The 19,526-nt window shown below is 34.9% G+C and carries 20 protein-coding genes; 7 read left to right on the top strand and 13 right to left on the bottom strand.

Going from position 1 to position 19,526, the window contains the following annotated elements:
- Positions 1 to 107 precede the first annotated feature (107 nt).
- The 7 genes from BFM98_RS10400 to BFM98_RS10365 all read right to left on the bottom strand — a co-directional run bounded on the left by BFM98_RS10400 (position 108) and on the right by BFM98_RS10365 (position 6,753).
- Positions 108 to 1,313 carry an EAL-associated domain-containing protein gene (locus tag BFM98_RS10400; RefSeq protein WP_066037290.1) on the bottom strand — a complete coding sequence of 402 codons (1,206 nt, stop codon included), beginning with the start codon at positions 1,311 to 1,313 and terminating at the stop codon, positions 108 to 110.
- A 442-nt stretch (positions 1,314 to 1,755) separates the two neighbouring features.
- Positions 1,756 to 2,859 (bottom strand): TFIIB-type zinc ribbon-containing protein, encoded by a 1,104-nt coding sequence (locus BFM98_RS10395; RefSeq protein ID WP_066037289.1) that lies wholly within the window; start codon positions 2,857 to 2,859, stop codon positions 1,756 to 1,758.
- Positions 2,860 to 2,873: 14 nt separating this feature from the next.
- Positions 2,874 to 4,205: an SPFH domain-containing protein gene (locus tag BFM98_RS10390; protein ID WP_048392584.1), complete on the bottom strand. Its 1,332-nt coding sequence runs from the start codon at positions 4,203 to 4,205 to the stop codon at positions 2,874 to 2,876.
- Positions 4,206 to 4,368: 163 nt separating this feature from the next.
- Positions 4,369 to 4,743 carry a DUF423 domain-containing protein gene (locus tag BFM98_RS10385; RefSeq protein ID WP_066037288.1) on the bottom strand — a complete coding sequence of 125 codons (375 nt, stop codon included), beginning with the start codon at positions 4,741 to 4,743 and terminating at the stop codon, positions 4,369 to 4,371.
- A gap of 12 nt (positions 4,744 to 4,755) precedes the next feature.
- Positions 4,756 to 5,181 carry an acyl-CoA thioesterase gene (locus BFM98_RS10380; RefSeq protein WP_004225136.1) on the bottom strand — a complete coding sequence of 142 codons (426 nt, stop codon included), beginning with the start codon at positions 5,179 to 5,181 and terminating at the stop codon, positions 4,756 to 4,758.
- Positions 5,182 to 5,891: 710 nt separating this feature from the next.
- On the bottom strand, positions 5,892 to 6,395 hold the full coding sequence (locus tag BFM98_RS23410; RefSeq protein ID WP_083225350.1) for a hypothetical protein: 504 nt from the start codon (positions 6,393 to 6,395) through the stop codon (positions 5,892 to 5,894).
- A 172-nt stretch (positions 6,396 to 6,567) separates the two neighbouring features.
- Positions 6,568 to 6,753 (bottom strand): hypothetical protein, encoded by a 186-nt coding sequence (locus BFM98_RS10365; RefSeq protein ID WP_066037286.1) that lies wholly within the window; start codon positions 6,751 to 6,753, stop codon positions 6,568 to 6,570.
- Between the two features lie 467 nt (positions 6,754 to 7,220).
- Here BFM98_RS10365 and catA point away from each other — a divergent pair, with 467 nt between their 5' ends.
- Positions 7,221 to 7,871 (top strand): type A chloramphenicol O-acetyltransferase, encoded by a 651-nt coding sequence (gene catA / locus BFM98_RS10360; protein ID WP_066037285.1) that lies wholly within the window; start codon positions 7,221 to 7,223, stop codon positions 7,869 to 7,871.
- Positions 7,872 to 8,041: 170 nt separating this feature from the next.
- Here catA and BFM98_RS24415 read toward each other — a convergent pair whose 3' ends face one another.
- The 4 genes from BFM98_RS24415 to BFM98_RS10345 form a co-directional block, all read right to left on the bottom strand.
- Positions 8,042 to 8,164, bottom strand: coding sequence for a hypothetical protein (locus BFM98_RS24415; protein WP_255409618.1), 123 nt, complete (start codon positions 8,162 to 8,164; stop codon positions 8,042 to 8,044).
- Positions 8,165 to 8,392: 228 nt separating this feature from the next.
- Positions 8,393 to 8,581, bottom strand: coding sequence for a hypothetical protein (locus BFM98_RS10355; protein ID WP_066037284.1), 189 nt, complete (start codon positions 8,579 to 8,581; stop codon positions 8,393 to 8,395).
- Between the two features lie 210 nt (positions 8,582 to 8,791).
- A complete protein-coding gene (gene pbfA / locus BFM98_RS10350) occupies positions 8,792 to 10,150 on the bottom strand; it encodes a (R)-1-hydroxy-2-aminoethylphosphonate ammonia-lyase (protein ID WP_066037283.1) in 1,359 nt (452 codons plus the stop codon).
- A gap of 642 nt (positions 10,151 to 10,792) precedes the next feature.
- On the bottom strand, positions 10,793 to 11,473 hold the full coding sequence (locus BFM98_RS10345) for a TraR/DksA C4-type zinc finger protein (RefSeq protein ID WP_066037388.1): 681 nt from the start codon (positions 11,471 to 11,473) through the stop codon (positions 10,793 to 10,795).
- A 236-nt stretch (positions 11,474 to 11,709) separates the two neighbouring features.
- On the opposite strand from BFM98_RS10345, the gene BFM98_RS10340 reads away from it, so the two are divergent.
- A complete protein-coding gene (locus BFM98_RS10340) occupies positions 11,710 to 12,339 on the top strand; it encodes a LysE family translocator (RefSeq protein ID WP_048392575.1) in 630 nt (209 codons plus the stop codon).
- Positions 12,340 to 12,413: 74 nt separating this feature from the next.
- On the top strand, positions 12,414 to 13,646 hold the full coding sequence (locus BFM98_RS10335) for an MFS transporter (RefSeq protein ID WP_066037282.1): 1,233 nt from the start codon (positions 12,414 to 12,416) through the stop codon (positions 13,644 to 13,646).
- Between the two features lie 126 nt (positions 13,647 to 13,772).
- Here the strand turns inward: BFM98_RS10335 and BFM98_RS23925 are convergent, their stop codons facing one another.
- Positions 13,773 to 13,943 (bottom strand): hypothetical protein, encoded by a 171-nt coding sequence (locus tag BFM98_RS23925; protein ID WP_175400741.1) that lies wholly within the window; start codon positions 13,941 to 13,943, stop codon positions 13,773 to 13,775.
- Between the two features lie 575 nt (positions 13,944 to 14,518).
- Here BFM98_RS23925 and BFM98_RS10330 point away from each other — a divergent pair.
- Complete coding sequence (locus tag BFM98_RS10330) at positions 14,519 to 14,857, top strand: hypothetical protein (protein WP_048392571.1); 339 nt, start codon at positions 14,519 to 14,521, stop codon at positions 14,855 to 14,857.
- Positions 14,858 to 15,142: 285 nt separating this feature from the next.
- Positions 15,143 to 15,532 (top strand): hypothetical protein, encoded by a 390-nt coding sequence (locus BFM98_RS10325; RefSeq protein ID WP_048392570.1) that lies wholly within the window; start codon positions 15,143 to 15,145, stop codon positions 15,530 to 15,532.
- A 234-nt stretch (positions 15,533 to 15,766) separates the two neighbouring features.
- Here the strand turns inward: BFM98_RS10325 and BFM98_RS10320 are convergent, their stop codons facing one another.
- Positions 15,767 to 16,975 carry an MFS transporter gene (locus BFM98_RS10320; protein WP_066037281.1) on the bottom strand — a complete coding sequence of 403 codons (1,209 nt, stop codon included), beginning with the start codon at positions 16,973 to 16,975 and terminating at the stop codon, positions 15,767 to 15,769.
- Positions 16,976 to 17,654: 679 nt separating this feature from the next.
- On the opposite strand from BFM98_RS10320, the gene BFM98_RS10315 reads away from it, so the two are divergent.
- Both BFM98_RS10315 and BFM98_RS10310 read left to right on the top strand, forming a co-directional pair.
- Entirely contained in the window at positions 17,655 to 17,924 is a 270-nt protein-coding gene (locus BFM98_RS10315) for a hypothetical protein (protein ID WP_066037280.1), read from the top strand.
- Between the two features lie 208 nt (positions 17,925 to 18,132).
- Positions 18,133 to 19,512: a flagellin N-terminal helical domain-containing protein gene (locus tag BFM98_RS10310; protein WP_066037279.1), complete on the top strand. Its 1,380-nt coding sequence runs from the start codon at positions 18,133 to 18,135 to the stop codon at positions 19,510 to 19,512.
- The last annotated feature ends 14 nt before the right edge of the window (positions 19,513 to 19,526 follow it).

The raw sequence follows: 19,526 nt of genomic DNA, 5'->3' as shown, positions 1-19,526 counted from the left end.
AGGCTTTTAGGATTCTCCCCCATAATACCTAATACATTTAATTAAAATAAATAGATCGAATTGCAATTTGTACCCATGAAATGTTGTCACTAAAGAAATTACTAATATTATCTAAAGATTTTATGCTCATAAAGATAGTCATAGGAAAGGTCAACAAACAAATATTCATGCTCGTTGATGGCAATGGAGAATGTTCTTGTAATTTCTCCTGTTTCAATATCCCGATACAATTCAGAGATTTCCCCACTTTGATCGTTGCGCATTTTGATAATCGTTTGAAGGAAATAAGGGCGCCAGCTCCAATTTTTATTGATGGCACGTGGCTGTAGCTCCCAATTCCCATCAATTCGCATAACGTTAGGCGTTAACTGGAACCCATCCTCATTACAAATATAGAGACGGAAGGAGTAGTTATCCAATAAATCAGCTAAGTACTCCAAATGGGAGACATTGTCGCTTGTTGGTTTCACACGGTGAACAATCGCTTCTAATTCCTCCCTTAATTTTTTCAACTGCAAATATTGCGCCTCCAGCATTTTCTTTTCGGAAGTAATAAATTGCTGGCATTCTTTTTTAAAACGTTCCTTTAATATATCCTTATCAACAAAAGTCATAGCTGGATTTGCTAGGTATGGCCCTTGATAAAATCTACCGCCATTTTTCCAAGCAAATTGTAGCTGATAAACCGTTTCAATATCTTCAAATAATAGATTTGCTCCAATTTTATAAGCTAGGCTACCAATGGCAGAAATCATGTCCGATTGAGCGGACCAAGAATCGTAATTTAAATCACGTGTATTGACCTTTAAGATATGTGGTGCCAATAGCGCAATATGCTCTAAATGACTTTCGGCTCCTACTTCCTGAACGGCAATTTTTACCCCAAACGTCGTAAAATAGCGTAGGGCGTGATGTAATTTGTTAATATCCCCTATAAAACGATGCTCTGATACGACAAGTACGATACGCTGTAAATCTTTTTCCTCTATATATTGTTGGATAATATTAAAATGACTTTCACCAAAATCTTGCATCAATAAATTTGGATTGCTTGGGATATAAATATCAATTTCTGGTGCAATTTCATCAATTTTGGCTAATGCCGCATGTAAAATTTTATGTTCCATATCAATTCGATATTCTTCTGGAATATCTTCATTGTTGACAAAATCCTTTAAATTAATTTGCTGACCTTGAATTTGTAGATATCCGGAAATTTCGTAGGCAATCACCGTATGCGCATCTGCGCTAAATATCGGTTGATAATACCCATGTATTTGATCTAAATTTGTTAACACTTCAATTGCGTCCATCATCGAAACCTCCAATATGAATAACGTTTTCATTGTTATTCAAAAATAACATTACATTTATCATGACTAGCTTAAAAAATGCTCTCTGACTGTATAATAAGTTGTTTAAAGTAAAATCGCAACTTCACTTCTCATCATTAATGGAAATCCGCCCCAATTTTTAACACCATAATTGCATTATTTCTAACGACTTTCCTACATAGTAGGTTGCTTGTTACACCAACTTGCAACGTTATGCTTTTGTCCAACCAAGGCTGTTCTGATATTTTACTCTCCCTTTAATCTATGCAACTTGACGCAATGACAGCCGTGATAATGGATGATGATTATCCTATACCAGTCAATTAATTCAGTCATTTACCCAGTATTTAAGGACAATTTTATGAAAAAAACAGTATCCCAAAAGGACAATAAGAGGCTCCTACTGGCATACTGTTTATTATTATTCAGACATAAAGAAATACCAAATCAGAGCGATTACTGCTAATGATAAAATAACTGCAATTGTCACCCGAAGCGGTGAAATAGGGGCATTACCACCAACTCGACCCGTTTGTCCATTCACCATAAAGCGGTAAATCTTCTCCTTATAGCGGAAAGAAGATAACCAAATCGGTAACATTAAATATTTGTATGTAATATCATCATGGTTTGTGGAAAAGCGTAGATTGGATACTACATCCGCCCTATTTTCCCAACGGATTTTGGATGTAATCTGCGCATGGAGGTGATCATGGATTTCACTTTTTGCTTGGCTCCAGCCATCCTGCAAACCAACACTGTAACGCTCTGATAAAAATCCAGCTACATATTGAGGTTTATAGGCCTTATTATTAAGAAGATTAAATGGTTCAATTTTTCGCATCATATCTCGATCATAGCGTGTTGTGGCACTCACTAAATGATCGTCTATAAATTCCTGATAAAACCCACTTGTTGAATACCAATCCGTTTCAGTATGCGTTTTACCATCTTTATCCGTAACCGTTCGATGTCGTCCATATCTTGCGGAGTATCTGGAGCTTGTTTTTGAATCAAACGTCCAATACGGGAGGTATACCCCTTTAAAGGCATCAGGCTTTGCACTTATTTTGGCAGCCTTTGGTGTAAACCATCGACCTTTGATCCATTTCTGAAAATGTTCTCCTGCCTGCTTATCCGTTACTTCAAAAGCACATACGCCATTGGGAGCAAGCGTATTTTCAGCGCTCGCTTCCATTACCTGATTTGAGCCGCAGTAAGGACAACTGTCAGCGACCTGCAGAGCATCATAAATTGTCTCGGCCGCGCAAGCTTTACAAATAACTGTTTTCTTCTCCACGCCCCAATTGAAATTCCCACGTTCCGCTGCTTTTAAGAAGTCCATTTCCTGTGCAACCTTTTCCTCTTCTTGCTCAGGGGTTGCAATTTCTGATTCAAATCCACAATACGGACAAGTAAGCTTACCTGTAGCAGGATTAAACTCAATTGATGCACTACAGGATGGACATTCCGCATCAAAGTCAAGCTTTACTTGTTTGACATGTTCAACTTCTTGCGTTGACATAGGTCATCATCTCCTTACTTGACATCCTTTTCATCAAAAACATCGCCGCATTCTGGACAAAATTTAGGCGGATTGGCAGGGTCCTCTGGTGCCCACCCACATTTATCGCATGCATAGAGTAAAGCACCAGCTGGTTTTTTAGAGCCACACTCGCTACAAAACTTTCCTTTATTCACCGCTCCACATGTACATGTCCAGCCCTCTTCCGCTGGTTTTGCTGCACCGCAATTTGAACAGAATTTCCCTGTGTTGTCATGACCACATGCACATGTCCATGTACCAGATGCTTTGGCTGATTGATTTTGCATCGCAGCCTGAGCCATTTGCGCTTGTTTATTTTGCTCATTCATTTGATAAAGCTGACCAGCATTGACTCCACCTGCTTGTGCAGCCATATTCATCCCCATAAAGCCTGCCATAGCGCCACCATCATTGTTAGCAGCTGCAATCATCGCTTCTGCCTGAGCGCCTGTTAAATGGGCAGCAGCCATACCTGGATCACGCATGACCGCATTGCGTTGTAGTTGTTTTATCATGGCTTCGTCTTCCTCAGAAGCCTTTAGGGTACTAATCCCAAATGACACAACAGCTAAACCACGTGTAGCAAGCCACTTTTCTGATAATACCTTATTGAGTGCGTCTGCTAACGCAACCGTATGCGCAGGTATTTCACTATAACGAACGCCACTTGCTGAAATTTGTGCAAAGGCTGGCTGTAACGCTGTCATTAATTCTGATTTTAACTGGCTATCAATGGCCTCTCGCGTATATTCACGCTCTACATTTCCACATACATTTGTATAGAATAATAACGGATCAATGATTCTATAAGAATACTCACCATGACAACGAATGGCAATGTCGATATCTAATCCGATATTACGATCAATAACACGGAATGGAATTGGTGCGGGAGTACCATATTTATTGCCAACAATCTCCTTTTTATTAAAATAATAAACTCGCTGATCTTTAGCAGGTTCTCCACCAAATGTAAAACGCTTGCCTATCTGTTTAAATGTTTCCATAATGCCATGAGATAAATCTGAGCCATACATAATCGAAGGCTCTGTAGATGTATCATAGACATATTCCCCAGCTTCTGAAGAAAACTCTACAACCTTCCCCTGTTCAACAATCATCATACATTGCCCTTCATTGATGGCAATAATCGAGCCATTGCTAATAATGTTGTCATTTCCTTTATTTGAACCTCGTTTAGAAGTGCGTTTAATACCCTTAGTTACTAGAACATCTGAGGATAATGCCTCACAATAAAAATATTCACGCCATTGATCCTCTAAAACACCTGTTAATGCCCCAACGCCTGCTTTCAATAAACCCATAAATATTCCCACCTTCACATTGATGTTTAGCTTATTTTAACATCTCTTCATACTATGTAATACGCAAAATCAGACAAATTGTTTCATTTTCTTCCTATCAACTAAAAAAACGAGAAGCGCCAATGATATAAATCATCAAAACGTTCTCGTTACTTTTTCTGTATTAGGATAAGGCAGCAATTATAACAAGCACCCACGCAACAATAAATAACATGCCACCAATTGGCGTAATCGCACCTAGCTTTTTCACACCTGTCACGGCTAGCACATATAGACTACCAGAGAAGAATACAATCCCTGTAAACATCAAGTAGCCTGCCCAAGAAAGTAGACTTGAGCTTCCTAAAAATGCATCATTGGATAGAATGCCAAGGGCTAGAATCCCTAAAGCATGATACATCTGATATTGCACAGCCGTTTCCCAAACGGCTGCATAATGCGGTGAGGCAAACTTATCCTTGAGTGCATGTGCACCAAAAGCACCTAAAACAACACCAAGAGCTGCCAAAATAGCGCCTAAAGCTATAAACATTTCCATCTATATGTTCTCCTATTTTGCCTCTACGGCAATTTCTTTATATTTGGCATCCCAAGCTGGGTCAATCTTACTTAATGATACCGGTCGCAATGTATCCTTATGTGCAAGAATATGTACGGATTGAGCTGTGGCTGCTACCGTGCCATCCTCATGTAAAATTTCATAGCCATACGTCGTTCGTAAACGATCATGCTTTTCTACCCAAGTGCGCACCGTCGCCACTTGTCCATAATGCATGGCTGCTTTATACGAAATCGATAAATCCATCACTGGCGATACATAGCCATCTTTTTCTAAGGCAGCATACTCAAAGCCTGCATCACTTACAAGCTGGGTACGCCCAATTTCCATCCAAATAATATAGTTCGCATGGTACACCACGCCCATCTGGTCTGTCTCTGCGTACCGTATTTCAATCTGTTTCTCACTCACAAACATTTTCTTCACCTCGTCCTACATTATAGCGCAAAAGTGTTGATTTGGTGGGGTTTTTGCTCTACTGATTAGAAAAAGTTAATAAATTGTAATTTAAAAAAATTTGAAATTAGATTCAGAAAAATATTTGGTGAAAAATGTTTTTTCTGTTTTTACCCGTTGTACCCCACTTATTTGGGGTACAAAAATTTAAAAATAAAAGATACTGGTCAGGTGCTGGAAATCAAAAATGTAATTTTTTAACAATTTAATTCAAAGCAAAAAAAGGTTTTAGTTTATAAGTTTTCAATAAATATGATTGAGAAAAACCACTCATCACTTTATTAGAACTGCCCCGTAAAAGTTAAACATCAATCTAACTTTACGGGGCAGTTCACACACAGAGTTGTCTTTTATTCATTTATTATTTTATTGACTATCCAAAAATTATAAAAAAGGCAATAAAAAACATCATTGTGAATGAACCTATAGCAATTAATACATTTCCATATGACAGCAATTCACTCGCTCTTTTCCATCCTTCTAAATAGACCCATGACAAAAGTAAACATACCTATATTAGCAAACACACTTGTTAACAGCTTTCCTACCCAATCTTCCTTCTTTGCAAAGGTTGAATGTGCAATGCGAGATGATATAATTACAATAGCTATTAGAATAAAACAGGAAAGAAATCCATAAATATCCAATCTATCATTTGAATGCAAAATCCATTAGATACATCCTTCACTTTGCATGAAATCTTCAATCTTTTTCCGTACTACTGCTGGGGAAATTAGTTGAATATGTTCCCCTTTATCGTCACATGTAAAAATTCCTTTGAAAACTTCAGGCATAGCGTCGTACTGTTTTTTTAACTGTTCATTAAATTTTTTGAAACAGTCGTATTGATATTTTTCCAATAAATAAGGTATCAGAAAAGATGAACGCAAGATTTCGTATTCCTGATAATTATATGGTGTACTTTCTGATCGCCTTTTTAAGATTTCTAACATCTTTTTCATTAAAATCGCAACTTCTTCTTCGCTTGCATAGGCAGCATATCCTCTAATCGCAGTTAGCCGCATATCTAAATATCTCTCTTTTTTATATACTTTGAGAAAAAAGTCCTTTCCGTTCTCAGGCAAGTCAAATACTATTTGTTTTAATAATACATTACGTTTAGCAATATCCTTTGTATTAAAATATGTTTCCATTATTGAGTTTCTTTTGTCCATATATCACACATCCTTTCCTAAGCTAAGAAGTTACATTTTGTTTTTTAACAATACAGTACGAAATAGTTACTATATTTCTGTTATGTCAAGCTTACCATTTCCAACATGTCTTTACGATTTTAAGTGTTAATTTTCAATATCGTTTTTAACATAAATATCTAAAAACGTATTCCTAGGAATAACTACTTCCTATTCTAAATTGTTGACTCCATTCCTCGTAACTTACGAATGGTACTACAACACTTGGAGGCTTCACCTCTTTGTACGCCTTATTAAAGGCTTGTTTGTAATTTAACCCTAAATCAGACATATAAGCATCAATACGAACAGCCGATTGCTTTTGGTAGGTATCGTCCATGTAGTCTCTTCCTCATCGATACTCTGGTAACTTGCCATTCCATATATATTTTGTGCCAGCGACACTGACTATCCATCGATGCAATGCCCCATACCATAATGTTAGTAGCTTTCATTATCAGCTTTCTGACCATCTAGCTTTCTATGTGACTTACTAACCCTTGTATCAAGTGATGACATCCAGACTTTAGTGAGCCGTTTTAATTGTACTAATACTACTATCTATTGTGTTTTTCGGCGAAGAAATATTAGAATTTTTCAAAAATTACCTTCCTGAAGACGATTTCTCATATTGTGCAGTGTTTTTTGATTAGCAGCTTAAGCTCGCTATGCTAATCTAAATAATCGAAACCGTAATAATATGTTAAGATTGACTTATATAAAATTAAAGGAATGATCTTATGAAAAAAGCAGTCAAATTAGCTTCCTAAAATTATCTAGATTTTAAATTTTAGGAGGCTTTATAAGATGAAATTCAATAAAATTGATATTAATAATTGGGAACGAAAAGAAATTTTCAATCATTTCTTAAATCAACAAACGAGCTTTAGCATCACCAGAAATATTGATATTACTGAACTTTATAAAATTACAAAAGATAAGGGATATAAATTCTATCCTGTATTCATCTTTTTAATTACTCACGTGGCAAATTCAAATAAACATTTTAGAATGAACTTTAATTCTGCTGGAGAGTTTGGCTACTGGGATAAGGTAGTCCCAATGTATACTATCTTTGATAAGACATCAGAGTTATTTTCAGCCATTTATACAAATACAGATGAAGGCTTTAAAAAATTTTATGAGAATTATATTTCCGATACTGAGAAGTACAATGGTACAGGAAAACTGTTTCCTAAAACACCGATACCTGAAAATGTCGTCAATATTTCTATGATTCCATGGACTTCTTTTACTGGTTTTAACTTAAACATGAATAATAGTCCAAATTATTGTTTGCCGATAATCACTGCAGGTAGGTTTATCAATAAAACTAGTAATATTTATTTACCTTTATCCTTGCAGGTTCATCATTCTGTCTGCGATGGTTACCATGCAGCTCTATTTATGGATAGATTTCAGACTCTTTTAGAAAATAAACTAGAGTTTCTTATATAAATAAAATACGAAACACTGACTAATCTCTTTTAGTTGGTGTTTTTTACCAACCTGTAGGAAAACAGGGTAGTATATGTGCCTTATTTTGTGTTCCTTGTATCTGATTATTGTCTTTCTGCTTTCCTTCTATATCCACTCAAGTTACTGAACAATATCTTTCTAGTAATCGATTAACCAATACCAATTGAGTTCAATGCTCCTTGCATCTGCGTTTTCGCATAGCCAATCATTGTTTTAAGGTTTTCCAATTCCCTTTCAACTTTCAGGCGGTTACCCTTTTCATTTTCATACATTTTAAGTATTTATTCTTTTGTATTTTCGTGCTTGCCCAATTTAGTGATCTGTAAGAATCCCTAAACTGTTCAAACGTGTATTTCCTATCGTTCTTTATAGCGTCTGCCAGTAAAAAAACCGAATAAAAAGCCACTCAAAATGAATGGCTCAATCATAAACTTAGTATTAAATTCTCGGACTAAAAATTATTACTTATCTTGCCAACAATTTTGTTAGTGGCACTACATTTATTGTAATCGCTCTAAATCCTGATATTCTTTCATATAAGGACCTTCTTCTGCAACAAATGAATGATACAATGCCTTTACTGCGAAATTTTTCTCTAAACCCATTTCAGATTTTAGCTTTTTTAATTCATCATGCAATGTTCGATGTTCGTTTATAAGCTTTAGCATAATTGTCTTATTATATTTCATTACATCCGTCCTTTTCGTTTACAACATGAAAGCTATAATACACTATTTTCACTTATAATCGCAAGAACAGCCTTGAACACCCCCACCTCCATCGTCATTTGTTTGTTTTGGAATGTTTACATCAAGTTTCTTTATATAATAAAAACACCTCATATGAGATGTTTAGTTGCTTCAATCTAGTAAATTGTATAAATTATTCATAAATCTATATTACTGTCCTAAAATCTCCTGGATAGATTGTTCTAAAATATCCATAGCCAGTTCTAATTCATGTTCATTAATGATAAGTGGTGGAGTGAGAGTAAGCACATTTCCTTGGGATACTTTAAAGCTTAATCCCTTTTCCATACATTTATACATTACTTGCTCTGCTTCAGATATAGCTTTTTCTTTCGAATTTCGGTTTAATACTAATTCTACTCCGTATAAAAGACCGATTCCTCGAACATCCCCTATAATTTCATACTGTTCTTGCATCTTTTCAAGACGTATCCTCATATAATTTCCTAATTGATTAGCCTTATCAATTAATTTAAACTCCTCGATATAATTAAGAGTAGCCAATGCTGCTGCACAACCTAATGAACTTTTTTCATGAGTGTAATGACCAAGTGCAATATCTTGGGCAACATCAAGTTCTCCTTTTACCAGCATCGCTGCCATTGGAAAAACGCCTCCACCCAATCCTTTTCCCAATAATACAATATCTGGAATAACTCCAAAGTTTTCAAAAGTGAACATTTTACCTGTTCGCCCTAAAGCTGTTGGAATTTCATCAAAAATCAATAATATATTGTTTCTATCACAAATATTACGTAAACGTTGATAGTACTCTTTTGGTGGGATATGCACGTCTGTACAACGAACAGGCTCTAAAATAATTGCACCGATTTCATTTTCTCTTTCAAGTACATATTCTAAATAGTCAAGGGATTTAAATCTACCATTGTCATCATCAAACAAACCACGATATGAATTGTAAGGAGCAATATGCTGACTCCCTGGCATTAAAGGACCCATACCGTTACGGAAAAGTGCTTCTCCTCCAACTGAAATAGCGTCTAAAGAAGCACCGTGAAATGAATCCCACATAGATATAGTTTTAAATTTGCCTGTTACCTTTCTAACAAGTTTTAAAGCCATTCCAACAGCTGAAGTTCCCCCAGGAGACAACAGTACTTTATTTAAACTTTCTGGTGCAATATCAACTAATTTTTTTGCCAGCTGGATCGCAACTTTATTTGTATAACGTCTTGGTGAGAATGGAAGGATATCTAACTGCTCTTTTACTGCTTGAATAACATATTCATTACCATAACCTATTTGATGAACATTATTTCCATGAAAATCCATATACTTTCTTCCATCTATATCCTCTATGTAAATTCCATAGCTTTTTTCAATAATATTTAAACAAGGGGTAGAAAGAGATTGATGTAAATAATACTTGGAATCATCGTTTAAAAGCTCAAATGATTCTTTGCTCAAGTGTTTTCCTTGCCATAAAGTACGAGTTTTTGTTAAATTAATGTCCCCTTCTGTTCTTAAAACTTCAATGTTTTTTTCCATTATTTCTTCTCCTCTCATTATAGGTAATTAATTTTTTTACTTAAACAAAATAACATTTGTTTTTTAATTAGATATTAATATCTTGTAAATCTTTTCACCCAATAACATTTAGACGTAGTTGTTGTGAATCAATAATAATAATCTATGCTCATAGAACACCGTCGAATCAAAGGGGGGGGAAAAATTTGATCGAATTTCCAAATAAGAAAGTAAAGTTCCCTGAGCACTAGCTTCAACTTTAAGCATTGGTAATTATTTGCTCTCAAAACCACACCAAACTCTGACCTCTCGACTCGAAGTGTTTTGGCTGTAGACGCAGTTTTCAAAGAAAAAGAAAAAGCCTCCATCCTAAGATGAAAGCTTAAATATTATAGTAATCCTCTTGGCAAGAGCTCACTTGTGACTCGTGATAGAGCGGCACCACGTTATATGTCATGCTCCAAACAGAATTATGGAGTGCAGGTCGATCGTTGGTCTGTCTTTCCCTAATATTGAGGTTATTGAAAATACCACATGACCTACCTCCGAGTTTACATCCTATTTTTCTTATTACAAAACATGCTGCAAGTTTTGCATTTGTTCAAAACATTTTATTAAAGCATTCATTTATAACAATTGCGCCTATCTTTTTAAATCCCACATTTAATCCTCTAAATAATCAAATTTTCTCGCGTGTTCTACTTCCTGAATGGAAACTTGGCGTGTTAATTCATCTGTTTCAGAGATATGGTATGAATCCCATTCGTCATTAACGGCAATTTCTTCAGGATCTTCATATAATTCATCATAATCTTCAAAATCTCCTTCAAAATCGGAAGGTGTTTCAGAAGTTCCATATTTTGCTACAACTTGAAACATATCTTCATAATCATGAATATCATCCTTGTCATCACGGCCAGCAAAAGAATTGTCTACTGGTGGAAGCATCACTTGCTCTTCAACCGGTCGATCTGTTGGAACGTCTTTTGCAGTATGTTCAATACAAAAAGAGGTATAAGGCAGTGCCGCCAATCGATCATATGGGATATCTTGTTGACAAACTTCACATACGCCATAGGTACCATCCTCAATCTTTTGTAAGGCCGTATTGACTTTTGCTAACTCATCATTGTCATGGACTTTTAACGCCATATCTTTTTCACGCTCGTATAATTCGGTACCCAGATCTGCTGGATGATTATCGATTGTTGACAACTCATCAACAGAATCCCGTAAACTACCTCGTTCTAAATATTCATCATCTGTATCCATTCTTCGTTGGAGCGAGTGTTTTTGCTCAATTAACATATTTTTTAGCTTTGATATCTTCTTCTCATTTAGAATAGTCATCACGTCCTTTTCATTATTATGAACGAATTTGATTGAATTATTTGTTTTAAAGGATAAATTTAAAGACAAAAACGAAACTATATTCTTTGATAAATATGCTATATATAATTAGTTTAGCGTGCGAATAAGGACATATTAAATCCGCATGTTTTTTATGCCCTTTTAGATTGTCCTAAAAGTTATTGCCTTCGAATAAAATGCAATTACATTTGATTATTGGAGGCTATTTTATGGATTCTATATTTACCTTTATCTTTTTAGGCATATCAATGGCTGCAACAATTGGACCTGTTAAGACTGTCCTATTGAATACAGGTTTAAAAAATGGCTTTTTTCATGCATGGTTTTTTAGTCTGGGTGCCATAGCGACTGACATTATCTATATGTTTATCGTATATTTTGGAATTGGCCAATTTATCAATTCCATCTGGTTAAAAACAATCCTTTGGTCCTTCGGCTGTTTTGTTCTTTTGTACACCGGTATCGAAAATTTACTGTCGCTACATAAAATTGAGATGGATTCGAAAACAGGGAAAAGGACACGACTGAGACAATCCCTCATGACTGGATTTTTCATGTCTTTTTTGAATCCGCTAACCATCCTTTTCTGGCTGGGAATATACGGCTCCATACTCGCAAAAACGGCTGGTATCTCAACAGGGTATGAAATCATTTTGGTGAGTATCGCCATTTTAATGGGCATTATTTTTGTAGATTTTATTTATGCCTTTTTATCCAGTGTCGCTCGAAAATTATTATCTATACAGCTTTTGAAAACGGTCTCTTTTATCTCAGCCTTATTAATGATTGGTTTCGGGATCTACTTTGGGATGCAGGCTTACCAAGTGTTATTCCAATAAACTCACCGACAGCGCATAAAATGAACATGAAAGGAAACCATACCTTTTAAAAGAATATTAGTCGAGGTGTGGTAATGGACCAAGAGAAGGTTAATGTAAGTGTCTGGTGTATTGTAAGTTTGACTTCTATTCCGCTCATCATGACACTTGGAAATTCAATGCTTATTCCCGTGCTCCCTATACTGGAGGATAAGGTCGGGATCACATCATTTCAGTCGAGCATGATCATAACAAGCTATTCAGTCGCAGCTATTTTTCTGATCCCCGTAGCTGGCTATTTATCGGACCGCTTCGGCAGAAGAATGGTCATATTACCAAGCTTAATTTTAGCTTTAATCGGTGGTCTGATTGCTGGATTTGCTTCATGGAAAATGGATGACCCCTACGCAATGATTATCGCTGGAAGAATTATTCAGGGAATTGGGGCCGCTGGTGCAATGCCGATCGTATTGCCTCTTGTAGGTGATCTTTACCAGGATGATGACGAAAAAATAAGTTCTACATTAGGGATAATTGAAACGTCTAACACGTTTGGGAAAGTGTTAAGTCCCATTTTAGGATCAATATTTGCTGCATTTTTATGGTTCCTTCCCTTCTTCTCCATTTCAGCGCTTAGTCTGATTTCGATTGTACTAATTTTTTTCTTCGTTAAAGCTCCTAAAGATGATGATGAACCATTGAAGCTCAAAGAGTTTTTACAGAATACAAAAAAAGTTTTCAAGGAGGAAGGAAAATGGTTATATACCGTATTCCTTAACGGAGTCCTTGTGATGCTCATATTATTTAGTATGCTATTTTTCTTGTCAGAAAATCTCGAAAAAGTTCATGATATAAAAGGGATTAAAAAAGGGTTTGTCCTGGCCATCCCGCTTTTATTACTTTGTATAGCTTCATTTATATCTGGTCGAAAAATTAAAGGAAACCTAGGAAGGATTAAAAAAATAATCATTGCCTCCTTGATTGCAATGTCTGTCAGTATTGTCTTTGTTGGGTTTACAAGTAAAAAACTGATTCTTTTATTAGTCGTTACGAGTATAGTGGGGATTGCTATTGGTGCACTATTGCCCGCACTTGACACAATTATTACTGACAATATTAGAAAAGAGTTAAGAGGAACCGTATCCTCTTTTTACAGCTCAGCACGATTTATAGGCGTTGCAGCAGGCCCTCCTATTATGTCTCTCGTCATGAAAAATTATCTCAATGCCAGCTATATTACGGCAGGTGTATTAGGATTTATTCTCCTGTTTGTAGTCTTAAAGTTTATCAATGTAGAGGATATTGAAAAAAACAATGAAATGGCATAAAAATAAAGAGCTTTAGACTGAATGACCTTATTTGAAAGCACATCGTTTATCCAGATCTCATACTAAAATAATTCCGCTTAAAAATACTTTTAGAAATAACTTATAAGAAGTAGTCTCTCGGCTACTTCATCTTTTGTTGTCGTACTGGATAATTTCATGAGCTTCGAATAGCGCGTATGCTATCCCATCAAGCAATCTCTGAAGTACTTCAACCTCTCGATCCCCATGCACTATCGAAATTTGCTTTTGCACCTTTTCCTTAATTCGATAATTTCCTGTATACAACGGTTGTACCATCATATGCCTTTGGTAATGTTGATTCAATCACTCCAATTTAGCTATTGTTATCAGCTTTCGTTACTGGCTGCCTTGCTTATTCGATTGTTTCAGCCATCTTTAGTAACTGTTGTTTGCCCTGTTACATAGTTTCTTCCTCCTAAGTTACGATATACTACGTTTACTAGATTGTCTTTAAAGGCATCAACCAATTCGAGCTGTAGCGTCTGCAAACACTACGGCTTTTTTTATGTATTTTTATTTGCAAATTAATAATTGAGTGTATCGCACACACTTAGTGGCGCTAGTTGACCGTCACGGCCTCTCTCATTTTAGGGTCATTACCAACCCAGTGACACTAGTTACTTTCCTCATATTGTTCAATAGCTCCACTATTCAATGTTCTACTAAGGTGCTATGTCATGAGATATAGGTTAACCTTCACTTACATACTTCGCATTACTTACTAAACCAACCCACACTTTTCTTTAATTTATAGATATGATTAATAAGGCTAGAGAGTATACAGAATACTTCATACTATGAAAATGTAATCTGCAGATTATACAAATTTTGTTTATTTGGAGGTGAAATAAATGAGTTTAACTACTGGCCCAATTGAAAATACAGGAAATCAACCAGCTAATGCAGCTAGTGTTCGTGTCAAAATTCTTAACCTTACGGGAGGTTTATTAACCGGCGTAGTAAGAGTTTTTCGACTAGATGGGTCAAGACAATTATTATCAACAACTCCTTTTGCCGCTATTGCGAATGGTTCTACTTTTGTAACTCCTGGTGTAGTTGGAGCTCAATATGAAGTTGAAATTATTCCAAATCAAAATGGTGGAATATATAGCGTTTATGGACGAACAGCTTCAGGTGTAATTATTGCTGCCCAACGGTTTGTGAACTCAGAATTAACACAGATTCTTTAGAATTTAATGTTAAGATTATAAAAGCCCTATACCAGTGTATAGGGCTTTCCATATTCATTCATTTACCTCCAGCTTATCACTCCTTACAGCACATTTTCTTTCTGACATGAACTTCAAATTGTCCAGCTAATCCCCATTCATATCCGAAATTGTAAATCTATCTCACCCTACTATTAGCTTCTAATGACTTCAGACCAGAAACTATTCTTCACTCCCCCTCCTTAATGTCCAAACAACTGTATTTGATATGAATAAGATATTTAGAGAATAGGAGGTGAATATAAAATGGCATCATTTGAAATTGGGGCGAGAGGTCTTTTCAATTTTCGAAACGAACGCTTTTTCGTATTAGTTGAAGATGAAATTACAATTCCAGAAAAAGGTGTGGAGATTGATCCAGTTAATATCTATGAGATTGACCAACAAACTTTTGATTTTATCAGAGATGAAGGAGATACACCTTTAGTTGTACCACGTTTCAATCTTCCTCCTGTACCACCTGGATTTGAATTAGAACGAAAATGTATTTTTACAGTTGATAATTCATACTTTGTGATCTATGAATTAGAAAATGGCACTGATAACTTTGTTATTTTAAGAATCAGTGCAGCTTTATTTAACTCATTGAGAAATTCTGGTGTTCGTGAATGTATTCCTCAAAATTTTATTAATTAATAAAAAAATTATTATATTTATAGTAATGTTCAGCAAGAATCCTCTTCCTTGCTGAACATTTTGAGGATTATTAAGACCTAATTTTTTTAAAAATAGAACCCTTTCTTCTTTTACTAAAGCACCCGTTAGTACAATAGGTTCAATAAAAAAGACCATCAAAAATGATGGCCCTACTTCACAAACTTTTACAAAAAACAAAGGACATGAAAGCTAATTAATCTTTCAACTATACTTTCATTGTTCCATAACGTTTCTAACAAACAATTGCTTGTTTTTATAAGCAATTGTACTTACTATCGCAAGTAATAGCCCCGAAATAACGAATACCATTCTAATTCCTAACAAATCTGCTAATACTCCCATAACAAGAGAGCCAACGCCAAAAATCCCTGTTCCGATCGCACCTAATGAGGTATAAACAGTTGATAACTGTTCTTTTGACACACTAGTTTGTATAACCGTTTGTTGAGGAATTTGTTTAATTTGTCCAAAAAACCCTACACAGAGCGATAAAAGTAAGGAAATCATTGGAATGCTGTTTATGCTAAATAATATTGTAAATAAGGAACTTGCCATTGAACCAGCAAAAATAAAGGTTCCTATTTTCTTTTCAACAAAAGAAGAAAATTTAATACAATAAGCACTTTCTAAAATCAGACCTAAAAAGTTAGCTCCATTGATAAATCCCCACCATTTTTCATCAACGTTCAAAGCCTCGTTAACAAACACATATAAGATAGCAGCTATCCAAACCGTTGCTGCAATTGTTTCCAAAAATTCTATCCAAGCAATCCTTTTTAATACTGGAGTGTTAGATAAAGTTTTCCAACCTTCTTTAATTTTTTCTAGTTTCCCTTTTTGCTCGGTTGTTTCATGGTTTACACTTTCTAAAAGGCAAAGTAACATGCTTGCAATTACAAATAAACATCCAACTAACCAAATAAGTTGTTGAGAACTCATAAAGATTAGTAATGAACTTCCTACGAACCACATAACTGCTTGTATGGTCTGCGTAATTGTTTCTGCAATTCCATTAGCTTGGAGTAGATGTTCAGGTTTAACATAGTATGGAGTTAATGTCTGTCTTATTGGATTTGCACATCCGTCAAAAAAAGCAATCAAGCCTATTATTAAAAAGATCAAATAATAATTAGCTGCTGTTAAACCAATTAACATAAACCCTAGAATAAAGAGTAAAACCGTCTTTACTATTTGTGACCCAGCAAGTAACCATTTAAGATTTAATTTCTCAACCAAAAGAGGAGTCAGTAGACTGGATATAAACATAGAAGAAGCAATCGTAAATGGAACAAACGATGCAGCAATTGCAGAACCTGTTACTACAAAAATTGTTCTTATAACACTGACTATATATAATACATCGCCTATATTAGCGAGTGACTGACCTATTAGTAATAAAGAAAAGTTTCTATTCAATTTCATTATATATCCCCCATTATTTCATTAAAATTCTGGCTTAATAGGGGTATATTAGATTGGACTATTCAATTTTATTAAACATCCCCTATTATTTCATTCGAATTTGGTTTAACAGGGGGTATATTAGATTGGACTATTCATTAAAATTTGACTCCTATCATATGTCGGACAAATCTGGGGATGTAGATTTATCACAAATTTTGTATCATCGATTAATATTTATATGAATTATAGCATATTTTTCCACTCCCATAGTAACTATATTCATACACCATTTTTCCCTTACGATTCTTTTGTTTATATTCAGTAAATTCTTCATAAAATATAAGAATTTTACTTCCTTTTTCGTTCATTTCTCGCTTCACTTGTTTTGTTGTAGGTACTTGTGATTGCTGATTTTGTAATGTTTCAATTCTCGAACGGAAGTCCTTATTGTTCTATAAGGAAGGTTGCTTTTGAAACATAAACCTATATTTGGTACATTGTGAGGCTCAAGTTAGAGTAAAAAGCATACTACTCTATTACTTCGCAGTTCAATATATCCGTCCTATTTTTTGTCACTTCCACAAAAAGGTAAAATAGTCTGCTATTAAATCGATTACCGATTTTTATTTTTATGTACAAAATATGTTAATTTTCCTAAAATGGTAAATAGTAGATAGATATATTGAGGTGAATACAAATGAATAATTGTCCTAATTGTTTAGCCAGTAACCCTTTTAAGAAAGTATATAGAGATGGTTTAGTATTTGTAAAATGTGAATATTGTAATTCGATTTTTGAAGATACTTTAACGAGAAAAAAGAGAGAAGTGTCAGAGAAAGTACGAAAGGAAGTCCAAAACAAAGTCACAAACGAAGAAAACATACGAGCAGCTGAAAAATTCGTTTGGGGTATTGTAGTTCTACTCATTATTGCAGTTATTATTGACGCCATGTTATGGAGTAATTAGTTGCGTTTATTTAGTTGAAGTGCATTTTAACAAAAAAATTTTCGCTTCAGCCAAATTCATTTGAAAAGATATTATTCGATTAAATCAACCTAGAATAATTAATGACTATTTTCCTAACGCAGTAAAACTAATTACACATTAATTAATGGACTATAGTAGAATTTTACAGTATTATTTTACTAATACAGATATTTAAAGGGGCTAGAAAATGCGGATTCAATACAATCAAGGCTTGTTTACACAAAATCGATATAACCAAACAAATTCGGAAATTAATAAAACATTAAATAAACTTTCTTCAGGCTATAAAATCAATCAAGCTGCTGACGATGCTGCCGGTTTAACTATTAGTGAAAAAATGCGTGCGCAAATTCGAGGGTTGAATCAAGCTGGGGAGAACATTCAAGATGGATTGTCTTTAATTAACACAGCTGATGGAGCCTTAGCAAATATGTTAGATCCTAATCTACAGCGACTTAGAGAGCTTGCAGTGCAAGCTTCAAATGATACTTTAACAGATGACGATAGGCAAAAGGTTCAACAAGAGGTGGACCAAATCATAAAAGGACTAAGTGATATTGCCTCTAATACGGAATTTAATGGTATGGTTTTGCTTGCTGGAACGAAAGATAAAAATGGAAATAGTATAACATCTGGTTCTTTATCTCAATATGTTCAACAAGTTACAACTAGTGGTGGAATAACGGATAAATATACATATAATTCAATTGATTATGCTAGCGCTATTATTGATTTTAGCAATATTAACTCAGCTAGTGATGTAGCTAAGTTAAATGGAGAAGGAGTTAACTATACTTGTTGTACTTGTAATCAAGCCTATAGTATTAAATTTGTAAATGGTAATCCAGATACATCAAGATTAAATGATTCTAATCCGGTAATGGAAGTGGATGTGAGTACAATTACAAACGGGACTGATTTAGTCAACAAGATAATTGAAACAGCTTATGGTCAGCCAGGATTCGTATATGATCCAACTCCACCTAATTCGAATACTCTACCAAATGGCGCAACAAATTTTGTAAAGCACTATTCACAGTTAGCTTCTGATGGTGGAAAATTATATATATACGATTTTAGACCTGAGAATTATGGTTTGAATTGGCCAAGTAATGGTAGTGGAGTGTTTGAACTTAATGTTTTTGGTGAACCAGGGAAAGAAAAAGATTTGTTCTTACATTTAGATATACAAGTAGGGAGTAATGCTGGACAAAGTGTTAAAGTATCAATACCTAACGTAACGGTAGAGCAACTAAATATCGATCCTCTATCTGTTAATTCTCAAGAGAATGCAAATTCAGCAATTACTATTATTGAAAATGCAATTAAGAGAGTGTCATCTGCAAGATCAACTATAGGTGCATATCAAAATATGTTTGAACATGCCTACAACAACGTTAAAAACGCTGAAGAAAACTTAATGAAAGCTGAATCAACTTTACGTGATTCGGATATAGCAAAAGAAACGTCTAAATTGAAAAAAGATCAAGTTCTTTTGCAATCATCCCAATCCATGATTGCGCAAATTAATCAAATGAGCCAGGGAATTCTGAACATATTAGGTTAATTAGCAAACAACCC

The organism is Lysinibacillus sp. AR18-8 (genome assembly GCF_001705465.1).
GTDB classification, from domain to species: domain Bacteria; phylum Bacillota; class Bacilli; order Bacillales_A; family Planococcaceae; genus Lysinibacillus; species Lysinibacillus capsici.
Note: the sequence above shows the minus strand (reverse complement) of the source record. Positions and strands in the feature narration are given on the sequence as shown.